This window comes from Hymenobacter taeanensis (genome assembly GCF_013137895.1).
Classification (GTDB): Bacteria; Bacteroidota; Bacteroidia; order Cytophagales; family Hymenobacteraceae; genus Hymenobacter; species Hymenobacter taeanensis.
Map to the genome: position 1 here is coordinate 2,469,772 of NZ_CP053538.1, position 17,260 is coordinate 2,487,031.

At 58.9% G+C, this 17,260-nt stretch carries 18 protein-coding genes; 6 read left to right on the top strand and 12 right to left on the bottom strand.

Going from position 1 to position 17,260, the window contains the following annotated elements; genetic code table 11:
• Position 1 precedes the first annotated feature (1 nt).
• Complete coding sequence (locus HMJ29_RS10525; protein ID WP_171591442.1) at positions 2 to 526, top strand: GreA/GreB family elongation factor; 525 nt, start codon at positions 2 to 4, stop codon at positions 524 to 526.
• Between the two features lie 138 nt (positions 527 to 664).
• On the opposite strand, the gene HMJ29_RS10530 is transcribed toward HMJ29_RS10525, so the two are convergent.
• Positions 665 to 1,597: a D-2-hydroxyacid dehydrogenase gene (locus HMJ29_RS10530; RefSeq protein ID WP_171591443.1), complete on the bottom strand. Its 933-nt coding sequence runs from the start codon at positions 1,595 to 1,597 to the stop codon at positions 665 to 667.
• A gap of 142 nt (positions 1,598 to 1,739) precedes the next feature.
• On the opposite strand from HMJ29_RS10530, the gene HMJ29_RS10535 reads away from it, so the two are divergent.
• Positions 1,740 to 2,789 (top strand): methyltransferase domain-containing protein, encoded by a 1,050-nt coding sequence (locus tag HMJ29_RS10535; protein ID WP_171591444.1) that lies wholly within the window; start codon positions 1,740 to 1,742, stop codon positions 2,787 to 2,789.
• A gap of 232 nt (positions 2,790 to 3,021) precedes the next feature.
• Here HMJ29_RS10535 and HMJ29_RS10540 read toward each other — a convergent pair whose 3' ends face one another.
• The 6 genes from HMJ29_RS10540 to HMJ29_RS10560 form a co-directional block, all read right to left on the bottom strand.
• Positions 3,022 to 3,309, bottom strand: coding sequence for a YMGG-like glycine zipper-containing protein (locus tag HMJ29_RS10540; RefSeq protein WP_216634043.1), 288 nt, complete (start codon positions 3,307 to 3,309; stop codon positions 3,022 to 3,024).
• Between the two features lie 190 nt (positions 3,310 to 3,499).
• Complete coding sequence (locus HMJ29_RS20465; RefSeq protein WP_253805637.1) at positions 3,500 to 4,477, bottom strand: alpha/beta hydrolase family protein; 978 nt, start codon at positions 4,475 to 4,477, stop codon at positions 3,500 to 3,502.
• 28 nt (positions 4,478 to 4,505) lie between these two features.
• Positions 4,506 to 5,951: a hypothetical protein gene (locus HMJ29_RS20470; RefSeq protein WP_253805638.1), complete on the bottom strand. Its 1,446-nt coding sequence runs from the start codon at positions 5,949 to 5,951 to the stop codon at positions 4,506 to 4,508.
• 187 nt (positions 5,952 to 6,138) lie between these two features.
• Positions 6,139 to 6,849, bottom strand: a complete 711-nt coding sequence (locus tag HMJ29_RS10550; RefSeq protein ID WP_171591445.1) for a pirin family protein — start codon at positions 6,847 to 6,849, stop codon at positions 6,139 to 6,141.
• Positions 6,850 to 6,852: 3 nt separating this feature from the next.
• The gene (locus HMJ29_RS10555) at positions 6,853 to 7,431 is read right to left on the bottom strand and encodes a nitroreductase family protein (protein WP_171591446.1); all 579 of its coding nucleotides are present in this window, start codon (positions 7,429 to 7,431) and stop codon (positions 6,853 to 6,855) included.
• 171 nt (positions 7,432 to 7,602) lie between these two features.
• The gene (locus HMJ29_RS10560) at positions 7,603 to 8,319 is read right to left on the bottom strand and encodes a pirin family protein (protein ID WP_171591447.1); all 717 of its coding nucleotides are present in this window, start codon (positions 8,317 to 8,319) and stop codon (positions 7,603 to 7,605) included.
• A gap of 259 nt (positions 8,320 to 8,578) precedes the next feature.
• Here HMJ29_RS10560 and HMJ29_RS10565 point away from each other — a divergent pair, with 259 nt between their 5' ends.
• On the top strand, positions 8,579 to 9,487 hold the full coding sequence (locus HMJ29_RS10565) for a glutamate--tRNA ligase family protein (protein ID WP_171591448.1): 909 nt from the start codon (positions 8,579 to 8,581) through the stop codon (positions 9,485 to 9,487).
• Between the two features lie 52 nt (positions 9,488 to 9,539).
• Here HMJ29_RS10565 and nfi read toward each other — a convergent pair whose 3' ends face one another.
• Positions 9,540 to 10,226 (bottom strand): deoxyribonuclease V, encoded by a 687-nt coding sequence (gene nfi, locus HMJ29_RS10570; protein WP_171591449.1) that lies wholly within the window; start codon positions 10,224 to 10,226, stop codon positions 9,540 to 9,542.
• A 368-nt stretch (positions 10,227 to 10,594) separates the two neighbouring features.
• On the opposite strand from nfi, the gene HMJ29_RS10575 reads away from it, so the two are divergent.
• Together HMJ29_RS10575 and HMJ29_RS10580 are read left to right on the top strand one after the other, a co-directional pair.
• The gene (locus tag HMJ29_RS10575) at positions 10,595 to 11,164 is read left to right on the top strand and encodes a hypothetical protein (RefSeq protein ID WP_171591450.1); all 570 of its coding nucleotides are present in this window, start codon (positions 10,595 to 10,597) and stop codon (positions 11,162 to 11,164) included.
• The gene (locus HMJ29_RS10580) at positions 11,157 to 11,885 is read left to right on the top strand and encodes a DUF1990 domain-containing protein (protein ID WP_171591451.1); all 729 of its coding nucleotides are present in this window, start codon (positions 11,157 to 11,159) and stop codon (positions 11,883 to 11,885) included. Before HMJ29_RS10575 ends, HMJ29_RS10580 begins: the two co-directional genes overlap by 8 nt.
• A gap of 12 nt (positions 11,886 to 11,897) precedes the next feature.
• On the opposite strand, the gene HMJ29_RS10585 is transcribed toward HMJ29_RS10580, so the two are convergent.
• Together HMJ29_RS10585 and HMJ29_RS10590 are read right to left on the bottom strand one after the other, a co-directional pair.
• The gene (locus HMJ29_RS10585) at positions 11,898 to 12,848 is read right to left on the bottom strand and encodes a multidrug resistance efflux transporter family protein (RefSeq protein ID WP_171591452.1); all 951 of its coding nucleotides are present in this window, start codon (positions 12,846 to 12,848) and stop codon (positions 11,898 to 11,900) included.
• A 110-nt stretch (positions 12,849 to 12,958) separates the two neighbouring features.
• A complete protein-coding gene (locus tag HMJ29_RS10590; RefSeq protein ID WP_171591453.1) occupies positions 12,959 to 13,615 on the bottom strand; it encodes a cytochrome b/b6 domain-containing protein in 657 nt (218 codons plus the stop codon).
• 177 nt (positions 13,616 to 13,792) lie between these two features.
• Here HMJ29_RS10590 and HMJ29_RS10595 point away from each other — a divergent pair, with 177 nt between their 5' ends.
• Positions 13,793 to 14,833 (top strand): NAD(P)-dependent alcohol dehydrogenase, encoded by a 1,041-nt coding sequence (locus HMJ29_RS10595; protein WP_171591454.1) that lies wholly within the window; start codon positions 13,793 to 13,795, stop codon positions 14,831 to 14,833.
• Between the two features lie 213 nt (positions 14,834 to 15,046).
• Here HMJ29_RS10595 and HMJ29_RS10600 read toward each other — a convergent pair whose 3' ends face one another.
• Together HMJ29_RS10600 and HMJ29_RS10605 are read right to left on the bottom strand one after the other, a co-directional pair.
• A complete protein-coding gene (locus HMJ29_RS10600; RefSeq protein ID WP_171591455.1) occupies positions 15,047 to 16,597 on the bottom strand; it encodes a serine hydrolase in 1,551 nt (516 codons plus the stop codon).
• A 65-nt stretch (positions 16,598 to 16,662) separates the two neighbouring features.
• Entirely contained in the window at positions 16,663 to 17,151 is a 489-nt protein-coding gene (locus HMJ29_RS10605; protein WP_171591456.1) for a hypothetical protein, read from the bottom strand.
• Positions 17,152 to 17,260: the final 109 nt, after the last annotated feature.

Sequence of the window (17,260 nt, forward strand, 5' to 3'; positions counted from 1 at the left end):
TATGAGCCGTGCATTTACCAAAGAAGACGATTCCCTCGAAGCCCCTATTATTCCGCCACGGCCGGCGCTACCGCCGGGCTCACCCAACTACGTAACGCCAACTGGCCTGGAGCAGCTCCGCGCCGAGCTGGTTGAGCTGGAAGCCGAGCGCACAATAGCCGAAGCCAACCGCGAAAACGATGCCGACCGCACCCGCCTGCTTACAGTCTTGAATGGTCGCATCAGTGCCCTCAATGCTCGCATTGCCAGCGCCAAAGTGGTAGACCCCCGCGGCCAGCCCGCGAAAGAGGTTCGCTTCGGGGCTACCGTTACCCTCGTGACCAAAAGCGGCGGCAAACCCGGAATGAAACGGCAGTTCACCATTGTGGGCGTTGACGAAGCATCAGTAGCAGAAGGCAAAGTAGCCTTCGTAGCCCCCATTGCCCGGGCCGTGCAAGGCGCCAAGCTGGGCAAAACGGTTACCCTGCGCCTCGGTCCCAAAGAGGAAGTAGTGGAGGTAACCAATATCACTTACGATGTGGCCTAGCATGCGTGAATGTGATTCACAGCCAGAACGTCATGCTGAGCATGACGCTCTCTTAATAACGTTTAAACAGCCTATAACTACCTGCCCAAACGTGACAAGTTCCTCCCTTCGTCAGGATGAGGCGCTATGCGAAAATACTTAGTACCCGCGGCTCAGTTCCACCTCGTTTTCCAGGGGCTGCTGGTGCTGCAGGTTTTGTAGGTTACGCAGCAGGATACGCACTTTGCCTTCGTCTTCTTCTGGCTGGCCGCCGCCGCTGTGCTGGGTGAGCAGTACGTTGGGCATTGCCCACAGCGGGCTGTCGGTGGGCAGGGGTTCCTGAGCGGTTACATCGAGCACGGCTCCGCCGAGGCGGCCGGTTTGCAGGGCCGCTATCAGGGCGGGCTCGTCGGTGGTGTTGCCGCGCCCCACGCTGGCGTAGATACTGGTGGGCGGCATGGCCTCAATGAGCTCCGCAGAGAAGAAGCCTTCGGCGCTGCCGGGTAGGCAGTTCACCACGATATCCGTTTCGGGTAGCGCGGCTTGCAGCTCTGCTTTTGAGTGCAGCTGGGCTTTTGGATCAGTGCGGGCGAGAAACTGAATGGCGCTGGTAAAACCGGAGAGCTGCTGAGCCACGGCCTGCCCAATAGCACCGCTGCCCAGAATAATTACCCGCTTGTTGCGCAGCAGGCCGGTTTGCTGCCGAATGGGGGCACCCACCCATCTCTTTTCCGTTTGCCACACCGCTAGCTGCGGAATGCACCGGTACACCGCCAGCAGCCCGGCCAGCATGGTTTCGGCGCAGGGCCAGGCAAAAAAGTCGCCCACGTTGGCTACCGGGCAAGTCACCTGCACCTCGCGGTACCGCTCAATGCCGGCCGAGTCTATCTGCCAGAACTGTAGGCCACTCGGGGGCGTGCGAAACCACTCTACGGGTGGGTTGCCGAGTAGCACTTCGGCCTGCCGGAAGTGGGCTTGCTGCTGCTCTGGCGGCAGATCCTGCCGGAACGTTGAAACTACTGAGGAGGGGAGCTGTTGAAGCAACAGGGCGCGGGCCGAGCTGGAGAGGGCGGGATAGACAAACAAACGCATATGCCCCATACTACCATAACCGGGCCGATGGTTGCATGGGCGGCCCCCGCCACGGTAAATCCATAGCGGGCAGGTGGCCGCTAAACCGAACTAACTCGCTGGTACGTACCTTGCCCAGGCAACGTCAGCATCTTTTAACTCCATGGAAGAACAAATTCAGCAGCAGGTACAAGACTACTACGGTCAGCAACTGCGCACCAGCCAAGACCTGAAAACCAACGCCTGTTGCACCGATGATATTCCGGCTGAGCATAAGCTGATTCTGGCCCAGCTAGAGTCGGAGGTGCTGGAGAAATATTACGGGTGTGGGGTGTGCGTGCCCCCGGCCGTGGAAGGCTGCACCGTGCTGGACCTGGGCAGTGGCAGCGGCCGCGACGCCTATCTGCTCTCTAAGCTGGTGGGGGAACAGGGTCACGTTATTGGGGTAGATATGACTGAGGAGCAGCTCGATGTAGCGCGCCGCCACATTCAGGCTCACACCGAGAAGTTTGGCTACCGCCAGCCCAACGTGGAGTTTCGCCACGGTTACATCGAAGACCTGCGCACCGCCGACCTTGCCGACAACAGCGTGGATGTAGTGGTCAGCAACTGCGTGCTTAACCTCAGCACCGATAAGGAAGCCACGTACCGCGAAATTTTCAGGGTGCTGAAACCAGGCGGCGAGCTTCATATTTCCGACGTATTTGCCGACCGCCGCGTGCCGGAAGCTCTGCGGCAGGACCCAGTGCTCTACGGTGAGTGCCTCAGCGGCGCCCTCTACATTGATGACTTCCGCCGCCTGCTCCTGAACCTGGGCATCCGCGACTACCGCCTCACTGCCCAGCGCCGCCTCACCATCAATAACCCCGAGATTGAAGCCAAAGTCGGCAACATCAAGTTTTACTCCCTCACGGTGCGGGCCTTTAAACTCGACCTCGAAGACAAGTGCGAGGACTATGGCCAGGTGGCCATCTACCAGGGTACCGTCCCCGGCCAGCCCCACGCCTTTGAGCTCGATGACCACCACCGCTTTGAAACCGGCCGCCCCATGCTCGTGTGCGGCAATACCGCCGACATGGTCAGCCTCACGCGCTACGGAGCCCACTTCAAAGTCTTGGGCAATAAAGACCAGCACTTCGGCCTGTTCCCCTGCGGCCCCGCTCCAGCCTCAGAAAGCCCCGGCTCCGGCGACGCCGTTTCCTGCGGCTGCTAGGCCACGCTAAAAGAGCTGCCTGAACAACCCAGAACGTTGTGACGGGCGCAGTCCACCTTCCTCGCGTGCCGGTGTAGAGAGGCGGATTTACATCTCTACACCGGCACGCGAGCTGTTCCAACCAACTTTTCGATAGGACAGCTTGGTAAAACGTAGTCGTTTCGTGCCCTTAAGCGCAACAAAAAAGCCTCTGACAATCGTCAGAGGCTTTTTTGTTGCGTTAAAAGTAAGTCTACTTTTTGTAGGCCTGATAACGAGCGGGGTCTTTCTTTTTGTCTTTGTTGCGGCCGACTACGCCCCCGGCTGCGGCGCCAACTACGCCACCCACTACGGCACCTTTACCGCCGCCCAGTACGGCGCCGGTTACAGCACCGGCGCCACCACCAATGGCAGCACCTTTAGCCTTTTTACTCCAGGTTTTCTTGGGCTTGGTTTGCGCTTCGGCGGTTTGAGGGGCAGCAGTGGCACCCAACAGTAAAACGGCCGAAGCCATGGCGATATATCCTTTGAACGTCTTCATAAAACGTGTGGGTTTTAAGGGGAAGGAATGGTACTTGGGCCTTAAAACGTAAGTGCTAAAGTTCAGGTTGTGTCAGAAGTTCGTGATTATTTAAGTGCTTACAGTTAAAGAGTTGTGAGCCACTCGCGGGCAAACAAAAGCCCCCAAGCTGTTGAGCTTGGGGGCTGCTGCAAACAGGGGTAAGCTCGGCTTACTTTACGGGCGTATTGTTGGCTTCAGGAGTGGCCACTGGGGCCGCAGGATTCTTCACGTACTTGTCAAGCCAAGAGTTCATTTCCCACAACATGTGCATGATAGACTCGCGGGCTGCATAGCCGTGTGATTCTGCGGGTAGTACTACGTAGCGCACAGTGGCGCCGTGGCCCTTCAGGGCATTGTAGAACCGCTCGCTCTGAATCGGGAACGTACCGGAGTTATTGTCGGCCTCGCCGTGAATCAGCAGGATTGGCGTCTTGATCTTATTGGCGTAGTTGAACGGCGACATCTGGCCGTACACCTCCGGGGCCTCCCAATACGTGCGCTCCTCCCCCTGGAAGCCGAAGGGCGTGAGGGTGCGGTTGTAAGCGCCGCTGCGCGCAATGCCTGCTTTAAATATGTTAGTGTGAGCCAGCAGGTTGGCCGTCATAAAGGCCCCGTAGCTGTGGCCCATTACCGCCACGCGTTTGGTGTCTACTACACCCAGGCGGGCACCTTCATCAATAGCGGCTTTAGCCGAGGCCGTGAGCTGCTCCACGTAGGTGTCATTGGGTTCCTTAGTGCCTTCGCCCACAATCGGAATGCTGGTGCCCTGCAGCACGGCGTAGCCCTGCGTTACCCAGAACACGGGGGAGCCCCAGCTTAGGCGCGTGAAAGTGTAAGGCGAGCCTTTCACCTGGCCGGCGTCTTTCTTGTCCTTAAACTCTACGGGGTAGGCCTCCATCAGTGTGGGCAGGGGGCCGTCTTCCTTCTTGTAGTTCGGGGGCAGATAGAGGTTGGCGGTTAGCTCTACGCCATCGGCGCGCTTGTATTTTAACACCTGCTTCTGCAGGTTGCCTAAGCTGGCGTAAGGGTTACTAAACTTGGTAAGGGGCGTAACCTTGGTGCTGCGAGCGTCACGCAGTACGTAGTTGGGCGCCTCCTGCACCGACTCGCGCCGGGTTACGAACTGATGCTTATTCAGGTCAAGCAAAGCTACGGGCACTTCGTAATACGGGGCCTCAGAGCGCCACCAGCGCTGGCTTTTTTTTGGTGCGCACGTTTAGCTCGTCCACAAAGGGCCGGTCGCCCTCAGGAGAGGCGCCGTTGCCCAGCAGATACACCGTTTCGCTGTTGCCATCGGTAGCCAGCACGTAGCGGCCCAAGGTGTTGCGCTGCAGGTAGGGCGAGCCGGGGTCGGCGTAGGTATCCTGAGTAGAGCGGTCGAAGAGGGGGGCCAGAGACGTTTTGGTGGCTAAGTCCAGGGTCCAGATGGTCTCGTGACGGTCTGACCAGCGGCCGCCTTCCACCAGCGCCAACTTATCGGAACCCCAGTAAATATTCTGGAAGCGGAGCGGTAGGGCCGCCAACTCCTGCGGCTGCCCGTCAAAGGGAGCCGGCAGGGCATAAATCCGGTCCCGGATGTCGGCGGTAGTTTTAGGGTCGCCACCGTCCTGAGCTTCCACCCAAAACACGGTGTTCGGCGCATCCTCGCGCCAGCCGTGGCGGCGTTGCCCGGTGGGCACTGCATCAAAGCTGGTGGGCACGTTATCGGCCAGGGGCAGCTCAGCCAGCTCCTTCACTACTAATCCTTCCAGGTTCAGAATTTCTACCCGCATGGGGAAGCTGCTCACCGGCAGAGTGTAGGAATAGGGGCGGTGGCGCTTTTTCACCAGAATGTAGCGGCCATTGGGCGAGGGCAATGCCTGCTGCACAATACCCGGCTGGCCCAGCGGAGCCATCCGGCCATCAAGACCCACTTTTACTACCTGGGCCAGGCCGTAATAATCAAACAAGCGCTCATCAACGGGTGAGTGCAGCAGATCCTGGTAGGTGCGGGCGCCGGCGGCTCTACCAACGTTCTCCTGAATTACCGGGCCGGCAGGTGCCACCGTAGTGCTGGGTGCCTCGCCGCGGCCACCCACTACAGCCCGGGCAATAATGGTTTTGCTGTCCGAAGTCCACTCGTAGCTGGAGCCGAAGATGCCATTCAAAAACAGGTTGGGCACCAGGCGGGCCGAGGCCGTGGCCACATCCACCAGCCAAAGCTCAATGTGGTTATCGGTGGTGTGGGTGAAAGCAATTTTGGTGTTGTCCGGCGACCATTGCACCTCGCTGATGCGGGCTTTAGCTGGCAGACCCTGCACCAGCAGCTCCTTGCCCTCGGGCAGGCGGCGCAGGCGCAGGTTAGTAGAGTAGCTCACCCGGCTGTTTCCGTTGGTGCGCGGGTTTATGCGCAAGCCCGCCAGCCGCAGCTCCGGCTGCGCCACATCGGCAATGGCAGGCATGGCCTGCACATCCTGCAGCAGCATCCACTGACCATTAGAGGAAAAGCTCACCCGCGGAATTGGGGCCGCATCTACCAGGGTGGCAATGGCTCGGGGTGGCATCTGATAGGGCAGCTCCTGGGCGTGGGCTAAACCACAAAGAGCACTGCTTAACGCCACAGTGAGGAGAGGTATTTTCATAAAGTCAATTCAGGAAGCAAGCGAGAATTATATACAAATGACGGAACATTGCCCCAAATTTTCTACTAATACTTGCAACCTATCAGCCAGTTGCGGCCCGAATACTGGGCCAGGGCTATACACCCTGAATGCAAAAAAGCCTTTCTCACCGGAGAAAGGCTTTTTGCTGAGGTATTTCTGGGTTGGGCTAGTGGTTGATGGGCGCCTCAATTACAATGAATTGGCTCTCGGCTTCGCACTGAATGTTAAGGTGGCTGGTTTCCCACAGGCCTATGCTTTCCCGACGGTTAACGGCTTGGCCGTTCACCGTCAGCTGCCCATCCATCACGAAGATAAATATGCCCTTGTTGAGTGGGTTTAGCGAATATTCCAGTGTTTGGCCCGCCTCATAGTATCCCAAAGAGAGCTTAGCGTTCTGGTTGATCCAGCAGTGTGCGGTGCCCTCCTCATTGCTGACCACGGTGGTGAGCTGGTTGCGGCGCTTCTCCTGCGGGAAATGGCGGCGCTGGTAACGGGGCGTTACGTTTTGCAGCTTGGGCTCAATCCAGATCTGCAGGAAGTTCACCTCATCGTCGCCTACGTTGTGCTCCTCGTGGCGTAGGCCACTGCCAGCACTCATAATCTGCACCCAGTCTTTGTGCACCACTTCCTTGTAGCCAAGGGAGTCGAGGTGGTTCATGCTGCCGGCCAGCATAATGGAAATGATTTCCATGTTGGCGTGGGCGTGCAGGCCAAACCCGTTGCCGGGCTGCACAAAGTCATCGTTGAACACGCGCAGCAGCCCGAAGCCGGAACGCTCGGGATTGGCATAGGGGCCGAAGCTCAGCGAGAAGTTGCTTTGCAGCCAACCAATGTCTTTGAGGCCCCGGTCGGCGGCGGAAGTGATGCGGAAGGGCATAGTTTAGGCAGGTAAGTGTTGGTTGAAAGCAATATCAGCGTGGTGCTTGCGGGCACGCGGCGCTTTCTCGCGGCTCAGGAAGGGCTCTTCCAGCAGCTCGGCCTCGCCCATGTAGCCCAGCGCAATAATCACCACGGGCTGCAGGCCTTCGGGCAGCTGAAATACCTCGGTGGTCTTGGCACGGTCGAAGCCGCCCATGAAGTGGCCGTACAAGTCCAGAGCTGTGGCCTCGGTGATAAGGTTAGCGTTGGCCATGCCCACATCGTGCAGGGCGGCGCCGTTAGGCGTGCCGTTGTCGTAGTGGGTTTTGGCCAGAGACAGAATCAGGACGGGCGCGTTCTTGGCCCAGGGCTGGTTGCCCGGCAGCAGGCAGTCTACCAATTTCTGGAAGGTTTCCTCATCGGAGCGGTGGGCGTAGATGTAGCGCCAGGGCTGCTCGTTCATGGCGCTGGCAGCCCAGGAGGCGGCCTCAAATACCTGGTTCAGGATTTCCTGATCTACTGGTTTGTTGGCGAAGGAGCGAGGGCTCCAGCGCTTGCGGATGTTCTCTTGAACAGGATAAACTGTGGTGGCGTCTTTCATGGGTAAAAAGGCATTCCGGGGCTCTGGCCTGATAGGCCAGGGCCGAAATGTTGAGAGTAAAATCAGTAAAAAACACTGGGCTGCTGCACAGTGGTATCATCACCCGCAAGCGGGGACAAATGTTTAGCCCATGGCTAAAGCTGGTCTCAGCACCAAACCAGAAGCAGCGGTTTATCGAAGCTCCATAGGTACTTCCATCAGCAGCAGGCGGGTGTCGGTGTCGCCTTTTACGGTGAAGGAAGCGGTATCCCATACCCCAAAGCCGTCGCGGCGGTGCAGGGCCTGACCGGCCACCGTGGCGTCGCCTTCCAGCACAAATACATACACGCCGTTGCCGGGCTTCTTCACCTGGTACTCGGCCACAAAACCGGCGTCGAAGTCGGCCAGATGGAACCAAGCATCCTGATGAATCCATACGCCCGCATCATCGGAGTTGGGGGAGAGCACCTGCTGGAACTGGTTATGGCGGTTAGCGGCCTCAAAGGCCTGCTGGTCGTAGCGCGGCTGCACGTTGCGCTTGTTGGGGAACACCCAGATCTGCAGGAATTTTACCTGTTCAGTCTGACTGTGGTTTTTCTCGCTGTGCGCAATGCCGGTGCCGGCACTCATCACCTGCACATCGCCGTGACGGATGATGCCGTGGTTGCCGGCGTTGTCCTTGTGCTCCAGCGTGCCCTCCAGCGGAATGCTGATGATTTCCATGTTGTCGTGGGGGTGGGTACCAAAGCCCATGCCCGCCGCCACGGTATCATCGTTCAGCACGCGCAGCACGCCAAAGTGTACCCGCTGGGGGTTATTATAGCCGGCGAAGCTGAACGTATGGTAGGAATTAAGCCAACCGTGGCTGGCGTGTCCGCGCGTGTTGGCGGTATGAAGGAGCGTTTGCATATCGAGTTAAAAAGTGGCCTAAGCCAGTAAGGATGAATCAAAGATACAGCTAATATATGTACATACATAGGTTTGATGTCAGAAGTTCGCCTTTTCGCTATATATATTTATGGGAGGCCTGGCTGGGCCCTACCAGTCCCCGCAATTGATTTATGCACAGTAATGTAAGGAGAGAGAATGGGACTGAGGTAAGCAGCAGGCATACAAGCGGAGACGTTAGATTTGCCTTTCGAAGTGCACTTTGCCACCCGACTGGCCTATGGAATTTCCCGTTGCTCCCGTTGTATCGCGCCTGGCGCCCACACCCAGCGGCTTTTTGCACTTGGGCAACGCTGTCAACTTTACGTTAACCTGGCTGCTGGTGCGCCGGGCGGGCGGGCAGCTGCATCTGCGCATTGATGACCTGGACCGCACCCGGTTCCGGCCGGCGTACCTGGAGAACATCTTCCGCACCCTGGAGTGGCTCGGTCTCGACTACGACCTTGGCCCTGCCGGCCCCGATGAGTTCGAGCGGCACTACTCGCAGCGCCACTTTCTAGGCCAGTACGAGGCTGCGCTGCAGACCGCCTTGGCTGCTCACCCTGGCTTGTTCTACCCCTGCCGCTGCTCCCGCACTGAACTGGCCCGTCAAGCCCTGCCTGATGGCCGCTACCCTGGCACCTGCCGCCCCCTATTACTGCCCGCTACTACCCCCGACACGGCCTGGCGTGCCCACGTGCCGGAAGCCACCCCAATCACCTTCTCCGACCTTTGGCAAGGCCCCGTAGCCGTGCCGCTAGGCCAGGTGCTGGGCGACTTTGTGGTACGCAAGAAGGATGGTGCAGCCGCCTACCAGGTAGCCTCAGTGTTGGATGATGTGCGGTTGGGCGTCACCTGCATCGTGCGGGGGCTGGATTTGCTGCCCAGCACGGCTGCTCAGCTCTGGCTAAGTCAGTATCTGCCGCAGGCGCAGCAGTTCTGCCAGGTGCAGTTTCTGCACCACGGCCTGCTGCTAAATGCGCAGGGCCAGAAGCTATCCAAGTCGACCCAGGCGGGACAGCAGCGAGGCATAGTAGAGGAAGCCAGCGGACCGCAAGTAGTATATGGTGCAGTTGCCCGTTTGCTAGGCCTGGCGGCGGAAGCGGCGGAGTCGTTGGAGAAACTGCAAACGGCTTTTAAACAGGTGTGAAGCTGATGCGGCCACGCCCAGTTGATGCCTTGTAGTAGCCTAGGGCGCAGCGTTACCGCACTTCTTTTTTGAATTCCTCGGCCCAATGGTCGGCGAGGCGGGTGGGCTCGGGGAGCTTATAACCGCGCAGGCAAGCCAGCGTGAGGCGGGTGGCGGTGGCCTGGTCGCAGCGGTGACCCGGGCTCACAAACAGCGGATTTACTTTGTCTTTGCTGCGGATTACTTCGCCCAGCAGGTCGCCGTTTTTATCTGTCAGGGGCGAAATGCTGCCTTTAGTGAGGCCAGGCTCTACGTAGTTCCCGGTAAGCTTTTGCTTGGCCACCCCGAAAGTAGGTTTATCAAGCAGCACGCCCAGGTGCGCGGCAATGCCCATGCGGCGTGGGTGCGCAATGCCGTGGCCATCTACCATTATCACATCGGGCTTTTGCTGCAGCTTCTCGTAGGCCATTATCACATTGGGCGCTTCGCGGAAGGAAAGCAGCCCCGGAATGTAAGGCAGCTCCACCACGCTGGTAGAGTAGACTTTCTCCACGATTTCCAGCGTCGGGAAACGCAGCAGCACGAACACCGACAGGATGGTTTCGGGCGTGGGAAACGACGAGTCGCAGCCGGCAATGAGGGTGGGCTCAGCAGCCAGGGGCTCCTGGCGCACACGACTGCGCATGTCCTCCTGCAGGCGCGTGAGGTCTCTAACGATGGTGGGGTCGGCGGGAGGAGTGTACGGGCGGAAGTACGGCATAGCAGATCGGAAGGAGGGGAGTTGACGTGTACTCCCGGAAGGCCGGCTGGGTTCTCGTGTTTGTGTAGAGTGTTTTGTTCTGGCGGGCGGGACCTCACCCCCGGCCCCTCTCCTCAGGGAGAGGGGAGCCACGGAGACAATGAGCATTCGACCATTAGTAATCAACAATGCTGCCTTAGGTACTGCGTACACTCAGCATATGCGCCAGGTTCTGTTTCGTCAGGCTCCCCTCTCCCTGAGGAGAGGGGCCGGGGGTGAGGTCCCGCCCGCCAGAACTACCGCTAGGCCACTCCGCGTAGCAGCCGCGCGTTAACCCCGGCTCCGGCGGCTACGTTAGTGGCCTACATGCTTCTTGCACTCTCCCTGTCATGAACAAACCCGAGCAACCCGCCCATACCGGCAGCGGCCCGTTATTTGAACGCCGCTACTGGATTGATGTGCAGCATCCGCGCCAAGCAGCGCCGGAGCTGTTCAACCACGTCAAAGACAACATTCCGGAGTTCTCGCCTGATCTGCTGGCCGACTTTAAAAAACAGAAAGGCCAGGAGCATGAGCTCAACGTGGATGACGAGTTTCGCATCAAGATTCTAGGGCCCTGGAACGGCGATGTGCGCGTATCTGAGATTGGGGCCGACTATTTTGAGCTGGTGACGCTGGAGAGCCACCCCGAGGCGGGCCGCATTCGGTTCACGCTGTGCCCGCACCCTTCGCTACCTAATACCATTCGCTTTGAGATTCACTCCTGGGCCCGCTCCCGCGACGGCCTCGTGGCCTTCACCTATGACACCCTGGGCATGGGCAAGCGCGTGCAGCAGCAAACCTGGGAAACTTTCTGCCAGCGGGTGGGCGAGAAGTGCGGTGGCCTCCTGCTGGGCCCGGTGCATGTAGAAACAGTAAAGCAATCTGCTTCGGAAACCAACGTCTCGCGCGATGCCTAACTCAGTGCCACTGTATGAGCGCCAGAAAGCCCGCCTGGAAGCCTACGCCAACGCCGACATTAATTTCGACCTTGACCAGGCCACCGACTATACCCCCGAGCATGGCTGGCGCGTAGATGATTACGAAACGGAGTTGCCCCCTGAGCAGCCCGGCCCGCCGGCTGCGCAAGGCTCCTGGGCGGCAGCCCGCGAGGTGCTGCGCAACTACACCTTTCCACCGCCGGGCCTTATCACGGGTATCTTTCTGCCCGATCAGCCCCTGGAACAGCGCGTGATGGTGCTGCGGGGGCAGTTCCTATTCTTTACATTTTGGTTTGGGGTGCGCATTGGGAGCGTCACGGATGAACAGCGCACCCTGCCCAACGGCGAAACCGAGCAGGTGTGGGGCTACAACTACCGCACCCTGGAAGGCCATTTTGAGCGCGGACAAATTGACTTCACCATCCACAAAAACCTCACAACGGGCCGGGTGCTGTTTCACATTCACGCCTTCTCCCAAACCGGCCGCATTCGCAACCCTTTCTACTGGATTGGCTTCCGGCTGTTTGGGCGCATGCTCCAGAAACGGTTCTCGCGGCAGTCGATGAAGCGGCTGCGGGCTCAGGTAGAGGAGATGCTGCAGAATGGCTGGCAGAAGCCCAGCGCCCAAGAGGCGCCACCCGTGCAGCAAGCCACCACCCAGCACGATGCCCAGGCGCAAATGGACAAAGCTACCTCCTAGGCCACTTGTGCGCTACCGCAGGCGGGCATAGAGCCCAATGCCCAGCACCACCAGCGCCATGCCCAGCCAGCTGATGAGTGAAGGCAAAGGCGCACTCAGCAGCGTAACCTCCAGGGCCACTGTGGCCAGCAGCTCCACCGACTGCGTAGCCTCCACAGCCCCAAGCAAGGGCGCATTGTTGCCCACCAGTGCCAAGGCGTAATAGAACAAGCTGGTAGCCAATACCCCGGCCAGCACGGCAATAATGAAGGTGTAGCGCCACTGATCCGGCGTAGGGCCCGTACCCGTGGCTAGCCCTATCCCCGACAGCACTGCCCAGAACGGCAAGCTCCCCAGGGTAAGCCCCAGCACCATCTGGCCCGCATTCAATCGGATGGGCTGCGTTTCCAGGAATACCAGAATTTTGCGGTTGGCCAGCGGGTAAAGGAAGGTGGCAATTACCGTGAGGCCAAACCCCAGCAGCGCGCCCCCGGAAAAGCCCTGACGGAGGTTATCGGCCTGCATGAGCACAATGCCAATCACCACCAACGACGCCATGCGCAGGGCCCGGAAGTTGAGCGGGGCGCGGTGGTCGTGGTACACGAAGGGCGTAATCAACAGGCCCGAAAGCAACACCAGCTGAAACGAGCCAGCCACTAGCCAGGCCGGGCTATACTGGGCCGCCACGGCCACCAGCGAGTAAAATATGCCAATCCCAACAGTGCCCCACAGCACCCACGTACGCCAGGTGCCGCGCCAGAAATGCCAGAAAGCCAGCCACTGGCCGCGCACCAGCAGCCACCCCGTCAGCAGCACCGCCATGTAGGAATAGCGCAGCACGGCCGTCCAGACCCAGGGGCCACCGCTGGTGGCCATGAGCCGGTTCAGCAGAAACGTGGAGGAGAAGAAGCAGGCCCCCAGCGTGCCCAGCACAATGGCCCGCCACGCGTTTGGAGCAGTAGTAGAAGGAGCAGAAGCAGTCATGAACGCCTAGGAGCCGCTACGGGCCGCCAAAACTAAGGAAACGAAAGAAGCCCACGGCCGCTAGCAGTAGCAGGCCGTGGGCTTCAGGCAGGCCACTAGGCCAGGTGTGCTCACGCGTTGTCAGCCGGTTCGCCGCCGTGAATCATGTCTGAGGTAAGGCCGGGCTCCGTGGTAACCTCGGCGCGTACAACGCCCACAATGTGCGCTATTACGAAGGCAATAATCAGGTACATGGTAACATTATGAATTTCCTTCACGGTGTGCTCGATGCTGCTGAAATAATCCTCGAACACGAGAATCAGGCCTGTTAGTACCATCACGGCCAGTATCACATAGAACACGCGGTAAGAGTAACGAACCCATACAGCCTTGCCCACGGTTGGGTCACCTTGGGCAGCCCGGGCCTTCAGGCGAGCCAGCTTGCCGGCCGTGCGCTGTCCGCCCTTCTGCAGAAAGCTCACCACCACCCGAAAGGCCAGGAAAGAGGCCAGCGTGATGCCAATCCAGATGTGCCAGTCCCAGATGCGGTGAGCCACAATGCTGGTGAGGCTGCGCAGCTGATCGGGCGCCATATCTACCCCTTTCTTCGCCAGGGCCTTGCTGAAGTCGGGGGCCAGGCCTTTCACCTTGATAATGACCGACATAAACACGATGGTAAGCAGCTGGGCCGAAACCAGCGCAGCATTAGACCAATGCCAGATGCGCAGGCCTAGCGAGTTACGTTTCAGGTCCGTTGTGGAAGGGAGTTGTTCAGTTTGCGGAGTCATGAGCAAAAACGAGGGGAGGGTTAGAGGCAGGTAAGGTACAGCGTCAAGCTGAGTTAACGAAGCAAACACGACTATTCTGGCCGCTAGGTTGCATGGGGCACAAACCTTCCGGGGTGTACAGCGGTTTATAGACTTCGCACCGAAATTTTTCGCTCCTGCTCTACAACCAACTCCTCTATGATTGATGCTAAAGGCTATGCGGCTCCGGCCGTAAGTGCTCCCCTGGTTCCGTTTGACTTCCAGCGCCGCGACGTGGGCAACCACGATGTGCGTATTGAAATTCTGTTCTGTGGCGTGTGCCACTCTGATTTGCACCAGGTGCGCGACGAGTGGGGCGGCTCCGTATTCCCCATGGTACCCGGCCACGAGATTGTGGGCCGCGTGGTAGAAGTGGGCTCGCACGTGAAAAGCTTTAAGGCCGGCGACCTGGCCGGTGTGGGCTGCATGGTAAACTCCTGCCAGCACTGCCCTGAGTGTAACGAGGGCCTGGAGCAATACTGCGACGAGGGCTTCGTGGGTACCTACGGCGCCCAGGACCGCGACGGCACCGTGACCTACGGTGGCTACTCCAACCAAGTGGTAGTTACCGAGAAATTCGTGCTGCACGTATCCGAGAAGCTGGATCTGGCCCGCGTAGCACCTCTTCTGTGCGCTGGCATTACCACCTGGTCGCCGTTGCGCCAGTGGAAAGCCAAGGCCGGCGACCGGGTAGCCGTGATGGGCCTGGGTGGCCTAGGGCACATGGCCGTAAAATTTGCCGCCGCCCTGGGCTGCGAAGTAACCGTTTTCAGCACCTCACCTGATAAAGAGGCTGATGCCAAAGCCTTAGGTGCTCACAAGTTTGTGGTGAGCAAGGATAAGGACTCGATGAAATCAGTATCGAACTACTTCGACCTGATCATCAACACCGTGTCGGCTACCATGGACCTCACGCCCTACATCAGCACCCTGCGCCTTGATGGCACCATGGTGCTGCTGGGTGTGCCACCTGAAGCGCCACAGCTGCATGCCTTCAACCTCATTGCCAAGCGCCGGCGCATTGCAGGTTCCCTCATCGGTGGTATTCAGGAAACCCAGGAAATGCTGGACTTCTGCGCCGAGCACAACATCATGTCTGATGTAGAAATAATTCCCATGAATTACATCAACGAGGCCTACGAGCGCATGCTCAAGTCCGATGTGAAGTACCGCTTCGTGCTGGATCTGGCTACGATTTAATAGGCCGCGCCTCGTAGTGCCAATAATTGTCATGCTGAGCTTGTCGAAGCATCTCTACCGCTAACGTTGAGTCACAAACCAGCCGAAGCGGTAGAGATGCTTCGGCTGCGCTCAGCATGACGGACTGCTTCCTGTCAGCCACAAAAAAGACTGCTCCCCCTTCCAATGCGAAGGGGGAGCAGTCTTTTTTGTGGCTGATAGTAGCCTAGGCCACTAAAACTTTACGAACACATACGGGTCGTATTCCACGTAGTCGTTCACGCGAAGCTCCACGTTTTTTACCTTGTTGCCTTCCACTTCAAATTTGGCGGGCATCACTCCAAAAACCAGGTCGGAGTACGTTGTCCGGAACTCCTGACCATCCATGTAGTCGAGGGTGGCGGTCAGGCCGGGGTGGGTAGGAAACTGAATCAGGAGCTGCTTGCCTTTCTGGGTAATGATGATGTGACCAAACAGCTTGTTCTCAAACTCACCCACGTAGGCGCTCAGGGGCAGCGCTGACTTGTTCTTTTTGGCAACCCGGGCGGCCAGTGCTTTGGTGGGGTCAACCTGGGTGGCCTCGTACTGCTGCTTGCGCTTTAGGCCTTGGGCGCTGCGGTCTACGTAGGGCACGCCCAGGTAGCTGTCGAGGAGCTGGTAGCGCAGCAGCTCAAAGAAGCTCTGGTTGTCGTTGTTGGTCAGGATGGCAATGCCCAGGCCAGCTTCGGGCACAAAGCACACGTTGCTCACCTGCCCCGAGGCGCCGCCCGTGTGCCAGAACGTTTGCTGTCCGTTGTAGTCGGTGGCCTCCACGCCTAGGCCATAGGTAGTGAAGTGGGTAGGGTAGATGGTTGATTTACGGCTGCTGATAACCGTGTTGGCGTCGCGGGTTTTGCGTAGCGCCGCCCAGGGCATCACCTGCTTGCCCTCGTAGCGGCCACTATCCAACTGGAAGCGCAGCCACTTGGCCAGGTCCGTTACGTTGGATACCATGCTGGCGCAGGGGGCCATGTTGTCCCAGTTATCAAACGGCACTTTGGCCAAGGGGCCAAACGTGTTGGAGTAGGCGTAAGCAATGTTGGGGCGTTGCGCAAACCCCGTTGAGCTCACATAGGTGTTGCTCATGCCCAGCGGCTGCAACAGGTTCTGCTGCACATACTTCTCCCAGGAGGTGCCGCCGGTAGCGGCAGGTATTACCTCGCCGGCCGCCACAAACCCCGAGTTGCTGTAGCCATAGTCGCGCCGGAACTGGCCGCCGGGCTTCATCAGGCGCATGCGGCGCACAATCTCGGGGCGCTCTATATTGGATTTGAAGAAGCTGAAGTCGCCCTGGAAGGTCTTGAACCCGAAGTGGTGGCTCATGAGGTCGCGCACTGTCACTATCTGCGAGGCCAGCGAGTCGTAGAGCCGGTAGTCGGGCAGGTACTTGGTTACTTTTTCGTCGAGGCTGATTTTCTTCTCCCCATCGAGCTTCGCCAGGGCCGTGCCCGTGAAGAGCTTGGTGTTAGAAGCAATCATGAACAGCGTGTTGGCGTCCACGGGCTCGGGCTTGCCCACTTCCCGCACGCCGTAGCCTTTCTGCACCACCACTTTGCCGTCTTTCACCACCACGATGGCCAGCCCCGGAACTTGCCACTGGCGCATGCCGCGCCGGATGTAGCTGTCGAGGCTATCGGTTACGAAATGGTTGGCGGGGGAGGAGCTCTGAGCTAGAGCCACTGAAGTGCTACTTACTAGCAGAGCTGTTGCCACGGCTAGGTGACGAAGAGAGCGAGAGAGGGGCATAGACATAGCGTCAGGAAAGCTTAAAGCTAACAGCCATCTTTCACACTCTCACATGTGGCCAGTAGTTATTCCTTCTCCACCGGGTACCGGAACGTGCCTTCCATAGTGAAACGCTTGCCGCCACGGCCCGACTCGCAGACGGTGCAGCGGTAGCTGCCAGCTAGCCAGTGCTTCTCGCCATTCACCGCGGTAATGGTCACGGAGCCCGGGTTATCGGGGCACGACTTGGAGTAAGCGGCCGTGTTGCCGAAGCGGTACGAGGCGTCGCGGTTGCGGCCACTCAGTATTTCCTGGAAGCTGTAGGTGCCCGCCTGAATCGGGAAGCGGTCAATCAGGATGGTGAGGCCTTCACCATCGGGGTCGTCGCGGCGGATGATGTTCAGGCGCAGCGTGCGGGTGTCGCTCAGGAAAAAGCGGGAGCTCGTGGTATCGGTGGCTACGGTTTGCCCATTGATGCGCAGCGTGAGCAGGCGAGCCGAAGTAGATTCCTGGCGACCAGGACCGGCCGCTGCGCCCAGCAGCGGCAGAAGCAGGAGAGGTAAAAAGCGGTTCATGGGCGGCAGAAGGCAATAATCAGCCCAGAAGATAATAATGAACAGGTAAGAATGAGCAAGGAACAATGAGAAACGGACAGCACTTGAGGCGCAATAACCCATTCCTCAC